At 34.9% G+C, this 17,208-nt stretch carries 13 protein-coding genes; 12 read left to right on the forward strand and 1 reads right to left on the reverse strand.

The window, feature by feature from the left end:
* Window positions 1-561 precede the first annotated feature (561 nt).
* Window positions 562-1,794: an MFS transporter gene (locus tag SPI61_RS04290; protein ID WP_321136886.1), complete on the forward strand. Its 1,233-nt coding sequence runs from the start codon at window positions 562-564 to the stop codon at window positions 1,792-1,794.
* 387 nt (window positions 1,795-2,181) lie between these two features.
* Here SPI61_RS04290 and SPI61_RS04295 read toward each other — a convergent pair whose 3' ends face one another.
* Window positions 2,182-3,150, reverse strand: a complete 969-nt coding sequence (locus tag SPI61_RS04295) for a hypothetical protein (RefSeq protein WP_321136887.1) — start codon at window positions 3,148-3,150, stop codon at window positions 2,182-2,184.
* 199 nt (window positions 3,151-3,349) lie between these two features.
* Between SPI61_RS04295 and SPI61_RS04300 the strand changes: the two genes are divergently transcribed.
* From SPI61_RS04300 to SPI61_RS04350, 11 genes are all read left to right on the forward strand, one after another.
* Window positions 3,350-5,143, forward strand: a complete 1,794-nt coding sequence (locus SPI61_RS04300; RefSeq protein WP_321136888.1) for an ABC transporter ATP-binding protein — start codon at window positions 3,350-3,352, stop codon at window positions 5,141-5,143.
* A complete protein-coding gene (locus SPI61_RS04305) occupies window positions 5,130-6,917 on the forward strand; it encodes an ABC transporter ATP-binding protein (RefSeq protein ID WP_321136889.1) in 1,788 nt (595 codons plus the stop codon). The genes SPI61_RS04300 and SPI61_RS04305 overlap by 14 nt, the downstream gene beginning before the upstream one ends.
* A 1,060-nt stretch (window positions 6,918-7,977) precedes the next feature.
* On the forward strand, window positions 7,978-9,234 hold the full coding sequence (locus SPI61_RS04310) for a hypothetical protein (protein WP_321136890.1): 1,257 nt from the start codon (window positions 7,978-7,980) through the stop codon (window positions 9,232-9,234).
* An 8-nt stretch (window positions 9,235-9,242) separates the two neighbouring features.
* A complete protein-coding gene (locus SPI61_RS04315; protein ID WP_321136891.1) occupies window positions 9,243-9,848 on the forward strand; it encodes an ATP-binding cassette domain-containing protein in 606 nt (201 codons plus the stop codon).
* Window positions 9,845-10,510 (forward strand): hypothetical protein, encoded by a 666-nt coding sequence (locus SPI61_RS04320; protein ID WP_321136892.1) that lies wholly within the window; start codon window positions 9,845-9,847, stop codon window positions 10,508-10,510. The genes SPI61_RS04315 and SPI61_RS04320 overlap by 4 nt, the downstream gene beginning before the upstream one ends.
* A gap of 237 nt (window positions 10,511-10,747) precedes the next feature.
* On the forward strand, window positions 10,748-11,926 hold the full coding sequence (locus SPI61_RS04325) for an iron-containing alcohol dehydrogenase (RefSeq protein ID WP_321136893.1): 1,179 nt from the start codon (window positions 10,748-10,750) through the stop codon (window positions 11,924-11,926).
* 735 nt (window positions 11,927-12,661) lie between these two features.
* Window positions 12,662-12,835 carry a hypothetical protein gene (locus tag SPI61_RS04330; RefSeq protein WP_321136894.1) on the forward strand — a complete coding sequence of 58 codons (174 nt, stop codon included), beginning with the start codon at window positions 12,662-12,664 and terminating at the stop codon, window positions 12,833-12,835.
* A gap of 1 nt (window position 12,836) precedes the next feature.
* Window positions 12,837-13,322, forward strand: coding sequence for a hypothetical protein (locus SPI61_RS04335; RefSeq protein ID WP_321136895.1), 486 nt, complete (start codon window positions 12,837-12,839; stop codon window positions 13,320-13,322).
* A gap of 996 nt (window positions 13,323-14,318) precedes the next feature.
* On the forward strand, window positions 14,319-15,518 hold the full coding sequence (arcA, locus tag SPI61_RS04340) for an arginine deiminase (RefSeq protein ID WP_321136896.1): 1,200 nt from the start codon (window positions 14,319-14,321) through the stop codon (window positions 15,516-15,518).
* On the forward strand, window positions 15,482-16,018 hold the full coding sequence (locus SPI61_RS04345) for a VanZ family protein (RefSeq protein WP_321136897.1): 537 nt from the start codon (window positions 15,482-15,484) through the stop codon (window positions 16,016-16,018). Before arcA ends, SPI61_RS04345 begins: the two co-directional genes overlap by 37 nt.
* Window positions 16,011-17,207, forward strand: a complete 1,197-nt coding sequence (locus SPI61_RS04350; RefSeq protein ID WP_321136898.1) for a D-alanyl-D-alanine carboxypeptidase family protein — start codon at window positions 16,011-16,013, stop codon at window positions 17,205-17,207. Before SPI61_RS04345 ends, SPI61_RS04350 begins: the two co-directional genes overlap by 8 nt.
* Window position 17,208 lies beyond the last annotated feature (1 nt).

Below are 17,208 nucleotides of genomic sequence, written 5' to 3' on the forward strand. Positions count from 1 at the left end.
CTCGGTTGGTCGCTTCTTCCAAAGCGGCGTTATTCATCCATTTTAGCGAAGAATTTTAGTTAGGTAATTATAAATACCTTGAGATTGATTAAAAATCATCTTGAGGTATTTTTTTGTAGAGGTGTTTGTACGCTGCTGTAACGGCGGGTTCTGCGAATCCCGCCGCCCATTTTTGCGTTTATGGAATTTATATCATTACCAACAACGGTGTGTTTTTAAAAAATATAAACCACACTTTTTCTAATAATTCAAAGACTTTTCTTCGCTCTGTACGTTTCCAAAAAAGTAGCGTCGGGTCGTAATTACCGCCTGTGCCCAACCGTGCGAAAAAGAAATTTCTGATTTCGTTTTTGAGCACGGGAAGGGTAACGCCCAATTTTGTGTGTTTGAAATATGTATTATTACCAACAACGCTAATTATAAAGAAAATAGAAACTTTATAAATCTAACAATAATTATGCTTAAACTCATATTTATGATATAATAATATTATAAATATAAATTTTGATGATATATAATCAAAAATCTATCAACAAATTCAAACATAACAGGAGACAATATATGTATAACAAACAGACAAAATACTTACTTGGAGGGAGAATTGCCACAAATATAGCTGACTCACTTCAATATATGATAATTCTTTGGTTTTTCAACGAGACGTTTAAATCACCTTTTTTGTTGGGTGTAATATTTGCGATTGAATCCGGGGCAGATGTAATCAGTTTTTTATTCGGACCGCTGATTGATAATTCGAACAGCAAAAAATTGTTGATTAAATGTTCCGCAGTACAAATAATAAATGTTCTGATTTTGTGTGTGATAAATATTACTTTTGGAATCAAAAGTAATGTGATATATTCGATTATAATGGTTCTTTCTTTAACTATAACCACTCTCGCAAGCACAATAATTTATCCATTACAGACAAAAATGATACCGATGGTAGCAGGTGAGACACCTCTGGTTAAAGTAAACGGGATATTTAATGTTTCTGAAAAAATATTTGACGTGCTTTTTAATGCCGGAGCAACACTCTTAATTTCATCTTTTAACGTAAGCTTCAATCTGATCATTTCGCTTGTGGTATTTTTAATTGGGATAAAGCTATATTCGCTGTTAAATTATGATGAAAATTTTGACTTTTCAGAGATTGAAGACTATGAAGAAGAGGGAACGGTAGGAGAATATATAGCGGATTTAAAAGAGGGATTTGTGGAACTTCGAAAACAAAATGAACTTCTAAAACTCATAATACCTCTTATGGTAATAAACATCTTTTTTGCAATTGCGGATATAGGGCTACCGAGGCTTGCAAGCGAATATATTTCGGATGAAGCCACAGGCTATGGGCTTATACTATCAATCAGCGCAATTGGGTCAATTGTGGGTGGTGCATTTACACAATTTAAAAATATTGAAAAAGCGAATCTTAGAAAAACGGTCGCAATGTGCTTGATATCATCCGGAATATTTAAACTAATAACTGCGATAACAATAAATAGAATTTTTGTTTTGTGTTGCATCTCAATATTTTTTTGCAGTGCTTTTATAAGCTTTATGAATATTTTATTTATATCGCTTGTCCAATCAACTGTTCCGGTGAATATATTGGGGAGAGTTGAGACAATAAATGAAAGCATTATCTCGGCAATAATTCCTTTGGGAACTTTTGCAGGAGCATTTGTAATAAAAGAATATGGAAGCATAATGACACAATATATATACGCGGTGGCTTTGGTTGTATTTGGGGTGTATTATGCGTTGTTAAAGGTGGAGAAATATTCTTGCTAAAATTGCGAGTTTATTCTTGCTAAAATGGCGACTAACTTGCTTTTCAGAAGTTCCCAACCTGCGACGTATTTACCAATACGTCTCGGTTGGTCGCTTCTTCCAAAGCGGCGTTATTCATCCATTTTAGCGAAGAATTTTAGTTAGGTAATTATAAATACCTTGAGATTGATTAAAAATCATTTCAAGGTATTTTTTTGTATAAGTATGTGTACGCGCCGTAGCGGGACGGCACTGCGTGTCCTCCCGCCCATTTTTGTGTATTTGAAATATGTATATAAACCAACAACGCTGTGTTTATATAATATAGAACCAAAATCCCACCCATCCATCAAAAAAACTCCGCAATCAATTGCGAAGTTTCAACTTTTTACCATCACTCATATTGTTTTAATTCAATTCTATTCCATAAGTTTGTATTGTCCCATCGAGTTTTGGGGCGATGTCTTTGAATGCCGGGTTTCTTAAGTCCACATAGTTGCAGATATTTTCGCTGATATTATTTTCGAATTTGATTAATGATGTATTCGGCAAGTCGGCATCCGATTCATTTTTTAAATGGTACTCTTTCAATTCATCCTTTTCAAAATACAAAATTTTATAATAATGTTCATGCGGAAGTAAATTAGGAAAGATTGAGCACGCCTCATTTGGGTTACACTTTATTTCCAAAGTCGGCTTTAAAAAGAATTCAAATTTATCTCTTACATAATTCACAGGAATATTACGCCAACCGTTTTCATTTTGTTTTACATAAAATCTAATTAATGAAAAATTATAGTTTATGCTTGAAATTATTCTGTGGTCGAGATACTCTCCCCCCTCAACAAAATCCTCATAATATGACGAATTTAGAAGAAAATCGAATTTGAAGTATTCATTTTCTAAAGTTTTTACAGTTGCACTACTATTGGAGTTATTTAAAATCTCTTTGTCATGCTCTTCCAATTCTCCAAAAATGAGAGGATAGAAAGTGTAATAGATACTTTTGTCTATAATTATCGGCTCTTCCGGTTTTATCTTGCTCAAAAGCTCATCCGGGAATTTGAAAGTTGTCTTTTTAATATTGCCACCGGATTTAAAAGCCAAATAATACGTTCCGCTCTTGCTATTTAAGACAGATATAAGAACCTCAGAATCATTCTTCGGAAGTAGAATAAAGAGGTCATTGTTTAAATTGGACACAATATCGCAATCTATAAAGTTCTTCTCGTAACCGTTTAAATGAACGCGAGCTTTGTCGCCGTTTGAAACTGAGATGTACTTAATATAAAAATCGTTGTTTTCATTTTTGTAAGCATAAATCAATAGAACCGATAGAAGTAAAACACTCGCTATTAAACCAATTTTTTTAATCATTTAAACCAACTCCTTATAAATATTTTTTTCATTTCCTCCAATACAGCAAATTGCTTATTTATATCATACCATAACATAACATTAATAACAAGTTTTTATAAAATCATTTAAAATAATTATTTTGCTTCTTTTTAGTTATATAAAGAATATAATTGACAAAAAAATATGGGGGGGTATAATAGTATATGGAGGGATACATATGGACAAGACAAGAGACAAGTACAGTTTTTTCAGCAATTTATTTTTTCTAATAAAAAATTGGTTTAAAAAGGATACGTTTGGGGCGATTGTTGTTTTTGTTTCGGCGATTATTTCCGTTATAATTCCGATGGTTGATGCGTTTATTACGAGGACTGTTGCAAATTCGATAATTGAAAGAGCGGAGATTAGTTTTTTCATAAGAGAGCTATCGGTTCTTTTTTGCGTTTATATTATTTTGAAGTTTATAAATGTGTGGGCGGAGGAACGGACGTGGTTTTTTCAAAACAAGGTCAGTATGCTCTATGGGGTCGATTTGATGGACGCGGTCATGGACAAGGAACTTGCGGATTTTGAAAGCACGAAGGGGCGCTCGCTTTTTGAGCGTGCAAAGAGTTTTGCATTTGACGGAGACCAAGCGGACGGTGCGTGGTCAGCGATAAGATTTTCAAAGCTTTTGACTTCGTTTGTCGGGTTTTTTACTTACACGATCATTTTCAGCAAGGTCAGTTTTGTGTTGATTGCGATTGTTATTTTGACTTCTTTTATTGCATATTTTCTGCAATACAAGTTGATGGAATTCGGCAATGTGACGGTGGACGAGATGTCGCTCGAGGAGATGCGCCTTTATTATTTATATAGGATTGCCGGCGAGTCGCGTGCGCAAAGAGAGGTGCGAATTTTAAATGCTTTCGGTATGGTCTATTCGTATCTTGCAAAGTTTTCAAACGCGTATTATTCGATTATAAGAAGATATAGAAAAAAAGCGAACACATCCACAGAGATCCAAGCGGTGCTTGGTTTTGTGAGAGATTTTTTCACATATTATATTTTGGCGAAAAATGCGGCACTTGGAAAAATTTCGACCGGTGACTTTATTTTTTATCTCACTCTTGTTGTCGGGTTTTCAGAATGGCTGAACAATTTTACGGGTCATATTATGAGCCTTAAAAGAATTTCAATCGGCTGCGGCAAGTATCGCGAGTTTGTCGATGAGAAGAAAGACGAGGATAAGAAGCCGGACATTGACGTCATAAATGATATTGAACTAAAAAATCTTTCATTTCAATATGACGAGGATTCGAAGATTTTAAAGGATATAAATTTATCGATGAAGAGGGGCGACTCGGTTGCAATTGTCGGTGAAAACGGAGCCGGAAAAACCACGCTTATAAAAGTGCTTGCCGGTTTATACAAGCCGACGGCGGGCGAGATTAATGTAAATGGTAAAGATTTTAATAATTTTTCGAGCGAGTCTATCTATAATAGGACGAGCATTCTTTTTCAGGATTATTTCATGCTTCCGGGGACGCTTCTCGAAAATATGGACAACAAAGGTCTTGACGAAAAAAAGACGACTGAGTTTGTGGAAAAGCTTGGACTTAAAGATAGAACCGACGGTTTGACAGACGGGCTTCAAAGTGAAGTGATCGATGTGGAAAACAATAAAATCGAAGGTTTTTCGGGAGGGGAACTTCAAAGAATTCTCCTCATAAAATCGCTTATGAAAGAGAGCGACATATTGATTCTTGACGAGCCGACGGCGGCGCTTGACCCGATAAGCGAAGAAAAACTCTACAATGAGTACAAGGATTTCAGCAGGGACAAGATTTCCATTTTTATTTCGCACAGAATCACCTCGACGAGATTTTGCGACAGAATAATTTATTTGGAAAACGGCGAAATTGCGGAATACGGAACATACGAAGAGCTGATGAAGCTGGACGGAAAATACAAAAAGATGTTTGATTTACAAGCGAAGTATTATAAGGAGGACGAAAATGAAAATGATTGATGTTTATCGAGACATAAACAAAATTAATAAAAACATTCTTCCAGTTATACTTTTAAACTGTTTATTCAGTGCGGTCGAGCCTTTTGTGTTTATTTTTGTGTCGGGGAAATTGGTGAAATATTTGATTGAGGGAAGGGCGTTTAAAGAAATAGTTACGCTTTCTCTTGTCGGGGCGGCGATTTCTCTTGCGGTTTATGTTATAAAAAACATAACGGAAAACTACAAGATGGAATATATGGACTATTTGAATTGCAAAGAGAAGAATCTTTTGATTAAGGGAATGTTTAATCTTGACTTCAAGGATTTCGAATCCAAGGAATACAAGGATAAAATTTCGAGACACAGACAGGAGACCGATGGAATCGGCGGAGTTTATTATGAAACGCTCTATCTTTTGAGCGATTTTGTGAGCGGAGTTTTGACGATTATTATTGCGGCAATTTCTCTCGGGGGATTTTATAAAACTTTGAATCAGTCGGTGGATATAAAAATTCTCGGGGAAAGATATTTTCCGCTCATTCTGCTTGCGGCGCTTATTATACTTTCGGTGCTTTTAGCAATCTTTAGAAAAAAAGTTGAGGAGAAAAATGAGGATGACCGCGAAGAATATTCGGTAAAATATAAAATCTACGATTTTTATATGCGCCTTTTGTCCGACTACGAGTCGCTCAAACAAATAAAAATATTCGATGAAAAGCCGTTCATCAAAAGAGAATTGAACGAAAAATTTGTGAAAGACGGACTGTCGCTGGACAGAAGAGTGAGCGTAAGAACCGCTTTTTCGCAAGCGATGAACGAATTTTTGATGACGGGAATCAATGTGTTATTTTTGCTCGTGCTTGCGGTAAAGGCAATCGGCGGGCTCTTCGGAGCGGATGCGCTCATAATCTACTACGGAGCATTCAAAGAAATTGTCGACGGAATAAAACTTTTGATTGAATCGGTCGGCTATAAAAAATCCATCGAACCGAAAATAGAAATTTTATATGACGTAATCGCTCTTAAATCGGAGAGCGACGAAGGAAAATATATTGAAGAAAGCACGGAAAATGCAATTGTTGCAAAAAATATTTTCTTTGCTTATCCGGGAAGCGACAAAAATGCGCTCGAAGAAATTGATGTCACAATAAAAAACGGCGAGAAAATTGCAATCGTGGGCGAGAACGGTTCGGGAAAAACAACATTTATAAATCTCTTAACCGGACTTTATAGACCGACATCGGGAGAAATATTTGTAAACGGAAAAACGCCGACACTTGAAAATGCTTCGAAAGAAGCGGGAGTTGTGAGCCAAGACTTCTTTCTGTTCTCATTTATGCTCGGAGAAAATGTTGCATCGTCAAGAGATGTTGATATGAAAAATGCTGCACTCGCACTCGAAACCTCAGGCTTCGGCGACAAATATCCGCTTGAAACATATCTCTACAAAGACATTGACGAAGACGGCGTCGACGTCTCTGGCGGAGAAGCGCAAAAAATTGCACTCGCAAGGGCAATCTATGGCGACAAAAAACTCTTGCTCTTTGACGAACCGACCTCAAAACTCGACCCGAAATCGGAAATGAAAGTTTTTGAAAGCTTCAACGAAGTCTCGAAAGGAAAAACTGCAATCTTCGTATCTCATAGAATGAGTGCCTGCAAATTTGCCGACAGAATCATACTCTTTGAAAAAGGTAAAATCTCAGCGATTGGAACGCATGAGGAAATGATTATAGGGAGCGAGAGGTACCGAACAATGTGGGAAGCCCAAGCTAAGTATTTTCATTCTTGCTAAAATTGCGAAAAAGGCTTGTTTCGCCCCCACTCTCATTGCAACGTGCGTTTAAGCACGTCTCATTCGAGTGGTGTCTGGACTACGCCTTTTTCATCAATTTTATCTGCGAATTAGTGTGAGATATAAGGATATTTATTGCAAAGGGTCTTTTTCATAAATTTTAGCGAAGAATTTGGGTGAACAATTGATTGGTCGCTTCTTTTAAAGCGGCGTTTTTCATCCATTTTAGCGAAGAATGTGGCGTGAACTATATAATAAAAATACCTTGAGATTGATTAAAAGTCATCTTGAGGTGTTTTTTTTGTATAAGCATGTGTACGCGACGTAGCGGGACGGCACTTTAAAGTCCTTCCTGTGCCCAACCGCGTAAAAAAGAAATCTACGATTTCGTATTTGAACGCGGGAAGGGTACCGCCCATTTTTGTGTGTTTTGAATTTGTAGATAAAGCAACAACGTTGTGTACATAAAAAATATAAACCATTACTTTTCTAATAATTTACAAACCTTTCTTCGCTCTGTACGCTTCCCAAAAAGTAGCGTCGCATTACATTGCGATGCCCAATTTTGTGTATTTGGAATATGTAGACAAACCAACAACGCTGTGTATATAAAATATATGAACTATATTCAAGTATAATTTTCAAGCAAATTCATTATTATATTTTTGGTTGTCTAAGTGAAAATATAATAATATAAATCTATAATCCATAATATTCAACTTTTTATTATTTAATTATTTTATTGGGTATATAGATTATATGAATTAATATTTTTAGAGAATCTCCTTCGCTACATAATAAAGGGGTTAAAATGATTTATTTTATAAAAAAACATTTTCGTTCAAATTCTTTTCTTATTTTCAACATATCATTTGTATTAATGTTTATGTTTTATTTGTATTTGACGAAATTTACAAAGTCTATATATATTGCTGAATGGCCGGGCATTTCTACATTTTACAATACCGCTTTAAGTTTTATTATTGTGATTACATCAATTTATAAGTCTAAACAGTACAAAGAGTACACGAGAAGTTTGATGAGTCGAGGTAAGTACAACATGTATGAAGCTTTGACTATTCTTTTTCAGGTGTTAATTATAAATTTTATAACGATATTGGTTTTAAGTTTATGTTCCATATATATGGGTGTTCATAAAGACATAATTTTGAATTCAATGTTTGTATATTTTACCGGACAGACTTTTATATTCTTATTTATAATTGCTTTGGGATTTATTATTGGAAGGATAAAATCAAATTATGCATATATAATAGGCGTGATTTTAGTATTTGTTTTTTCACCGGCTGGGAAAAATTTTATAAATAATTTTATATATATGGATATATCAAATTTATTATATCCATTTCCCAATTTTATTAATGTTCCCGTTTATTCACAATTTATCAATTTGTTTTCAAATTTTGACATTTATAAGTTATTGAATTTATTAAGTATATCAGGTGTGCTGTTTATATGTTCCTCTTTTGACAAAAACATGAATCGATTTTACTTTTTTGGTTTGATAAGTCTTGTTTTATTATCATTTTTCAGTATCTATAAAATTAATCTAACGAAACCATCAGATAAATATGTTGATTATAACAGTGGCTTGGAAGATATAGAATCTGATGAAATAAAAGTTAATTATATAAAGTTGAATATAGAAGACAGTAGAGAATTGAATGTCAAGTCTGAATATAATTTAGAAGTTTTAAAAAATATTGATAAAATCGGGTTTGTTCTGGAAGAAAATCTTTTAAATAATTGTGAAGTATTAATTGATGGAAAAAAATATAAAATTAATTCTGATGGAGACAGTGCCTATATAAACCTAGATAATACAATTAAACAAGGTGAATCAATCAATGTTTCTATAAATTATTTCGGAAATATAAATTATCTTCTTAATACAGGCGTTAGATGTTATTTTTATAGTAAAGATCAGCTTAATCTACCAAACGGTTATCCATGGTATCCAATATTTGACAATTGCAATAAAAAAAATATAGAATTAAATATAAAAAATAAATCGAATGTTTTTTCAAATTTAATGCTAAAGAAGAGAGAGGGAGATTTATATGTCTTTGAAGGTAAAGCAAAAGATCTTTATATTTCTGCCGGAGATTATATAGAAAAAAATATTAATGAATTTAAAGTTGTTTTACCACGTGAAATGTATCTAAAAAATATTAAAGAAGTGGATAGTAGGATATTATATGAAAAGGATTATTTTGATATAAGGAATATTAGAATTTTCCCGGGAAATAGATTACCTGCAGAACTCGGAGATAGTTTAATAATTTATATGTATTAGGAGGATTAATGTTAGAAATTAAAAATCTTAGTTTTGCTTACAAAAATAGAACAATAATCAATGATTTAACTATTAAATTTTATGATGGAATAAATTTTGTTGTAGGCAAAAACGGAAGCGGAAAATCAACTCTCTTAAAAATTATGTCACTTGTATTGCCAATGGATGCGGGAGACGTGATTCTAAATGGAACAAGTATATATAACAAAGAAAAGTATAGAGAGAAAATATCATATATACCGCAAGAATTTAATGCATTTCAAAAATTTACCGTAAATGAATTTTTAAATATTGTATGTAAGGAGAAGAATGTGGATTGCAGTATGATTCCTTATTATATTGAAAAATGCAAGTTAAAAGATTATAAAAAAATGCTTGTGGGTGAGCTTTCCGGAGGTTTTAAGAAACGTCTTCTTGTAGCAGCATCACTTATTTCAGAACCGGAGCTGATTATTGCAGATGAGCCTACAGCAGGATTGGACAGTGATTTTAGAGAGGAATTCAATAATATGCTGAAGGATAGTATATCCGATAATAAAGATTTAATTGTAATTTACTCTTCGCATATTGAAGATGATATTTGGAATCCTGAAAATATAAGATTAAAATTATGAACAAGAAAACCGTAAAATTTATAATAGTATCATTTTTATTTTTTTCACTACTTTTATTGACATTAGTTAGAATAAAAAATAATTATGATAGTGAGGCAAATTTATATATGAAAAATATAAATACAAACTTCTTTTTCTATATTGATTTTTTATTGCCTACAATATCGGCATTAACAGTTGTAAGAATTCTTTCAGAACGAGTGACGAAGAATAATTTTTCGTATTTTAAGTATTTATACAAACACTTTGAAAATAGAATATACATTGATTATATAGAATACTTATTAATATTCAATTTGATTTTACTACCGCTATATTTTAAATTTTCATACAACTATTTAAACGAAGCTTCTTCATTTAATTTGTTTATGATTATTTACTTAAATGGTATTTTAAATTCATTTATTATATCTGCAATTACACTTTCTTTGAATATTGCTATTAGGGAATTTTCATATGTTTTTGGTATGGTAATATTCTATATGTTTTTTGATTATTTTTCAGATGGAAGATTTATGAAGAGAATGACAATGTTTCCATTAGGCTTTCTGTACTCTGATTCAAGTAAAATATTTTATATTAATAGGTTGATTTATACTTTTTTGGCATTGATTTTATTGGCTATAAGTCATCACATTTTAACAAAAACAAAAAACATATAACTCACAAACATTATGATTTATTAACAATGAACTTTGAAGCGTGTAATAGATGGACAAAAAATCATTATATATCCCTATAAATGATTTAATTTGTGTGCGAAGAAGAATAAGATGGTATTAGATACCTGAATATTGTTAAATATATATCCACATAGGACGAAAATGGAGCTATATTGTAAATTTGAAAACAACAACATTGTCTGTTAAAATGTAATTATAGAAAGGGAGGAATTTATTATGATGAGATTTACTTTACCAAGAGATATGTATTATGGCGATCACGCTTTAGACATTTTGAAGGAACTTGAAGGAAAGAAAGCAATTGTTGTTGTCGGAGGAGGTTCGATGAAGAGAACCGGTTTCCTCGATGAAACGGTCAACAATTTGAAGGAAGCGGGAATGGAAGTCAAACTTTTTGAAAATGTTGAATCCGACCCGTCAGTTGAAACTGTTATGAAGGGTGCAAAGGCAATGCAAGACTTCGGACCGGACTGGATTGTTGCAATCGGCGGAGGTTCTCCGATCGACGCTGCAAAAGCAATGTGGGCTTTCTATGAACACCCGGAAGTGACATTTGAAGATTTGATCACACCTTTCAGCTTCCCGAAATTAAGAAATAAGGCTAAATTTGTTGCAATTTCTTCTACCTCAGGAACAGCAACGGAAGTTACCGCTTTTTCTGTTATAACGGACTACGAAAAAGGAATAAAATATCCGCTTGCAGACTTTGAAATTACACCGGACATCGCAATCCTCGACCCGAGAATTGTTGAATCGATGCCGCAAAGACTCACCGCCGATACAGGTATGGATGCTCTTACACACGCAACCGAAGCTTATGTATCGACAGTTGCTTCGCCGTTTACAGATCCGCTCGCTCTAAAAGCAATTGATATGATTGACAAATATCTAAAAAAATCATACCACGGCGACAAAGATGCACGTGAACAAATGCACTATGCACAATGCATGGCAGGACAAGCTTTCTCGAACGCACTTCTTGGAATTGTCCACTCACTTGCTCACAAAACAGGAGCGGCATTCAGTTGCGGACACGTTGTCCACGGCTATGCAAACGCAATGTATCTCCCATATGTAATTGAGTACAACAGAAAAGACGAAAGAGCATTGAAGAGATATGGAGAAATCGGAAGAATGCTCGGTTTTGAAGGAACAGATCTCGAAATCAGCGATAAATATATAGCAATGATCAGAGACTTCAACAAAGAATTCGAAATCGTAAATTCCTTGAAAGAATTCGGAGTAGATGAAAAGGAATTCCTCGAAAAACTTCCTGAAATTGCAAAGAATGCAGTTCTCGACGCATGCACAGGTTCAAACCCGAGAAAAATTGACGATGCGACGATGGAAAAACTTCTAAAATGTATATACTACGGAGAAGAAGTTACCTTCTAAAATTCTTGCTAAAATGGCGAAAAAGGCTTGTTTCGCCACCACTCTCATTGCGACGTGCATTTAAGCACGTCTCACTCGAGTGGTGTCTGTACTACGCCTTTTTCATCCATTTTATCTAAGAATTTACAGTAGAACTGTTCTTGCTAAAATGGCGACTAACTTGCTTTTCAGAAGCTCCCAACCTGCGACGTATTTACCAATACGCCTCGGTTGTTCGGTTCTATTCTTGCTAAAATTGCGAAAAACGGTTGTTCGACTTTTTAGTCGCTGCGACATACTTAGCAGTATGCCTCGCTCCAAAAAAGTCTCGCACAAGTTATTCTTTCTAAAATGGCGACTAACTTGCTTTTCAGAAGCTCCCAACCTGCGACGTATTTACCAATACGCCTCGGTTGTTCGCTTCTTCCAAAGCGGCGTTATTCATCCATTTTAGCGAAGAATGTTAGTTAGGAAATGATAAATACCTTGAGATTGATTAAAAATCATCTTGAGGTATTTTTGTATAGGTGTGTGTACGCGTTGTAGCGGCTGGCATACGCTACGACGCAAGGAGTAACGATGTCCTGCCGCCATATTTGATGTTTATTGAATATACAAAAATATCAACAAAGTTGTTTATAAAAACACCTCCCCATAATAATTATCCAATAATATCATCTCTTCAGTATCAAAAAATAACTCTTTGACATTTTTTTTTATTGTGATAAAATATAAGTGTAAGGAGTGGATGTACAAATGATTGAGAAATTAAAAAAATTCAGCATAAAACACTGGTGGATATATTCCGTTTTAATTGGAATTGTGGTTGCCGTGTTTTTCTATTCGACGAGAAAAGAAAATCTGAGATTTGTTTTTGATGAAGTATATGAATTTATGAAGATAGTTGTGGAAACTTCTCCGGGGTATTAATATGAAAAATGAAATGAATTTAGAAAAAATTCCATATGTAAAAATAATACTTTTCGCCGTCTTATTTTCATTAATATTTACTGAGCTCTTTGTTACAATTGGAAAAGAGAAAGTAATTGATGCAAAAATAACACAGGTCGACATTGAAAATGAAGATTCAGATGAAATCTATGATAAAATCTGGAAAATGTGGGATTTTTTTGGAAGTGCATCAATGCATAGTTCCGAAGTATTAGAAGAAGAAAAGAAGAACTACGAATTTTACGCTCCAACGGATGAGAGGCTCTTCAGCGAAGTGTTTATGGATCCCGAAAAATTTTATGAAAATCGCAAGAACGGAACTTTAAACAACAAGATTATATTTGAAATAAGTATGCTTATGGAAAAGTGTACAAGATTGAGAGATGAAAAGAAGATTAATGTGCTCAGTTTTGAGTATAAGGGGGAGGAGATTAGGTTTCCCATAGGGCTAGGAATCACCAGATAAAAAAATTCTTGCTAAAATGGCGAAAAAGGCTTGTTTCGCCCCCACTCTCATTGCGACGTGCGTTTAAGCACGTCTCACTCGAGTGTTGTCTGTACTGCACCTTTTTCATCCATTTTATCTAAGAATTTACAGTAGAACTGTTCTTGCTAAAATTGCGAATTAGGGTGAGATATAATACGTCGCTTCTTGCAAAGCGGCGTCATTCATCCATTTTAGCGAAGAATTTAGGGTAAAAATAACAATTATAATATTGAGGAGAAAGGTGGGTTTCGCCTACACTTGAGTGTTGTCTGTACTGCGCCTTTTTCATCCATTTTATCTAAGAATTTGACAATAGAACTGTTCTTGCTAAAATTGCGAATTAGGGTGAGATATAATACGTCGCTTCTTGCAAAGCGGCGTTATTCATCCATTTTAGCGAAGAATGTGGTGTGAACTATATAATAAAAATACCTTGAGATTGATTAAAAATCATCTTGAGGTATTTTTTGTCGAGGTGTTTGTACGCTGCTGTAACGGCGGGTTCTGCGAATCCTGCCGCCATATATTACATGTATTAAATTTGGAACATTACCAACAACGTTGTGTTTTAAAATATATAAACCACCCTAATAATATAATAAATAAGTCTTTCTTCGCTCTGTGCGTTTCCCAAAAAGTAGCGTCGGGGGCACAATCGACGTCATCGACTCATTTCTCCTGTTCGTCGAAATATCGTCGGACGTCTTTGTATAAGACCTACCATCGTATTTTTGATTTTTCAAATCAAAAATTACGGGTTAGGTCTTTAACATTGCGACGCCCATTTTTGTGTATTTGAAATATGTATGCAAACTAACAACGCTGCTTAAATACAATATCGAAACAAAACCATAAAATACCAATCAATTCCAAACCTAAGGGACAGCATTTTATTTCATTAAAGAATTTTTGTTTTTGGATAAACTCTTTAAAATTCTTTGATTATATGTTAAAATATATTTTAGGAGGGTTTAAATGATAAAAGTATATTCAGAAATCGGACCACTTAAAAAGGTCATTTTAAAAAGACCGGGGAAGGAACTCCTTAATCTTGAACCGGATATGCTCGAAGAGCTTTTGTTTGATGAAATTCCTTATCTTGCACAAGCCCAAGAAGAACATGATGTTTTTGCGCAAATTTTCAGAGAAAACGGAACTGAAGTTTATTATCTCGAAGATTTAGCAGGTGAAGCAGTCAAAGACGCTTCTGTCAAGGAAGAGTTTATCGATGAATTCATTAGAGAAGCTCATGTTGTCGATGAAAGAGAGATAAAGTTTTTAAAGGATTTACTTGGTGAACTTGAAGGAAAAGAGTTGATAGAACGTACAATGTCCGGCATTAGAAGGGAGGAACTCCCGAAATATGAAGCCGTGACTCTTTATGATTTTCTCGCAAAGGATGATTTTTTCATCACAAAACCTATGCCGAATCTTTATTTTACAAGAGACCCGTTCGCACTTATGGGCTCAGGTGTTTCTTTAAATAAGATGTGGAGTGACATAAGAAACAGAGAAACTATTTACGGTAAATATATTTTTAAATACAATAAAGATTTTAAAGATGTTCCGTTCTATTATGACAGGGGAGAGAAGTTTTCTATTGAAGGCGGAGATGAACTCGTGCTTTCAAAGGACTGTCTTGCTATCGGCATAAGCCAAAGAACTTCCGCAAAGGGACTCGAAACTTTCGCAAAGAGGGCGCTTGATATCGGCGAATTCAAAAAGGTTATGGCTTTTGTAATTCCGAAGAAGAGAGCTTTTATGCACCTCGACACTGTTTTCACAATGATTGACAGAGATGTTTTCACAGTCCATCCGGGAATTGAAGGACCGCTTGAAGTTTTTGAAATAACAAAGCCGGGCGAAGATTTGCACGTAAAGAGAATTGAACAAGATCTCAAAACTCTTCTTTCAAATGAACTTGGAGTGGATGTAAAACTTATAAGATGCGCCGGAGGAAATCCTATAGATTCAAGACGTGAACAATGGTCTGACGGTTCGAACACCCTCGCGATAAAACCGGGAGAGGTTATCGTTTACGACAGAAATGATGTTACAAATGAAATATTAGACAAGGAAGGCGTAAAGCTTCATGTAATGAAATCCGGAGAACTAAGCCGTGGCCGTGGAGGCCCGAGATGCATGAGTATGCCGGTTGTAAGAGAAGATATATAGTAGAGAAGGGACCGGTTCTCGTCGGTCCCTTTAATTTTAAGGAGAAAAAGATGGCACCGAGAAGAAATAGAGAAAAAACTTTGATGATACGTTTTTTTGTTTACATAGTACTATTGTATTATTTGTATGTGCTTTTTAAGACATCAATATTCAATAGATTTTTTTCGAACAACCTCATGAGAGGTCTTGTTTATGTGCCTTTTTCATCGGGCATGTTCAGTTTGGAATCCATTTCCACCTCGGTCGGCATAAGAAAGCTTTTGGGACCGGTTTTGATTTTCGTTCCGATGGGATTAATTTTGCCTCTCGCACACGACAAGACAAAAAAGTTTTGGATCGTTATTTTGATTTCCGCAACTTTCAGTTTGGGAATTGAAATTTTGCAATATATTACGAAGACGGGCATAACGTCGATTGACGATTTTATTTTAAACATTTTGGGCGCAACGCTCGGATTTTTGGCGTACAAATTGTTGAGGGAGGTTTTTATTTATGGTTAACATAAAAAATATAAAAAGAAATATTTTAATTTATTTATTTGTATTTTTTTCGATTGTAACTCCTTTTCATATAGCATTTGCAGAAAACGATGACATTCCGGTTGTTGATGGTCTCGAAATTCCGTACATGGTCTACGACAGAGCGGCGGGTGAGAGCATTGTAAAGAATATGGAAACCGAAAAAATCGCCATCGCATCAATCACAAAACTTATGACCGCATATTTGACATATGAGGCAATAAAAAACAATGAAATTGCGATGGACACAAAATACACATACACACAGGAAGAACTCGATTTGTATCTTCGCGGCTCCGACGTGCCGATTGAAAGGGGAGCAACTCTCGATGTGAACGAGCTTCTACATCTTTTGCTTATTCGCTCGGCAAACAGCTCCGCACTTGCGCTTTCGAAAGTGATTTCCGGAAGTGAGGATGCATTTGTCGAAAAGATGAACAAAAAAGCGGCGGAACTCAATATGAACGACACGCATTTCATAAATTGCCACGGTCTTCCAATCATACAAACCGACGAGCAAAATATGTCGACGCTTGTCGACCTCAATATTCTTGTGAATAAACTTTTGGATGATTTTCCGGAAATTCTCGAGATTACAAAACTCAAGGAATACACAATTGAGCGATTAAATTTGAAAACCGTTTCGACAAATCCGCTTTTGGGAACGGGTTCGATCGACGGACTTAAAACCGGAACGACGACAAAGGCGGGGAGATGTCTTATTGCAACTGCAACCGAAGATATGAGCGGACTCGACGAAAAAAGGCGCGTTATTTCATATGTATTCGGGGCGGCAAACGAAAAAGAAAGGGGCATTGTGAGTCTCGGACTTTTAAATTATGCGCTCGACGAATATGTTTATAAGCGAGTTGTGACGGGAAAAGAAAGCTATAGTCTTGAACTTGACGGAATAAATTTTCAAAAGGACAAGATTGGACTCATGCCTAAAGCGGCGTGCGACAAACTTCTCGATGTGAACAGCACATATAAGCTCAGAATCGAGTATTTGGAGCCGGGCAAGGAAACAATTCCTGAGGGCGAGGTGCTCGGAAGTATAACACTTGTAAAAGACGGCGAGTCGATTGAAAAAATAGACTTGGTTACGGTCGAAGAAGTAAAGAGAAGCGGTTTCTTTAAAAGACTTTGGAAAAAAATAAAATCAAAATTTTAGA

Origin of the sequence: Ezakiella sp., assembly GCF_034180565.1 — a bacterium.
Taxonomy (GTDB): domain Bacteria; phylum Bacillota; class Clostridia; order Tissierellales; family Peptoniphilaceae; genus Ezakiella.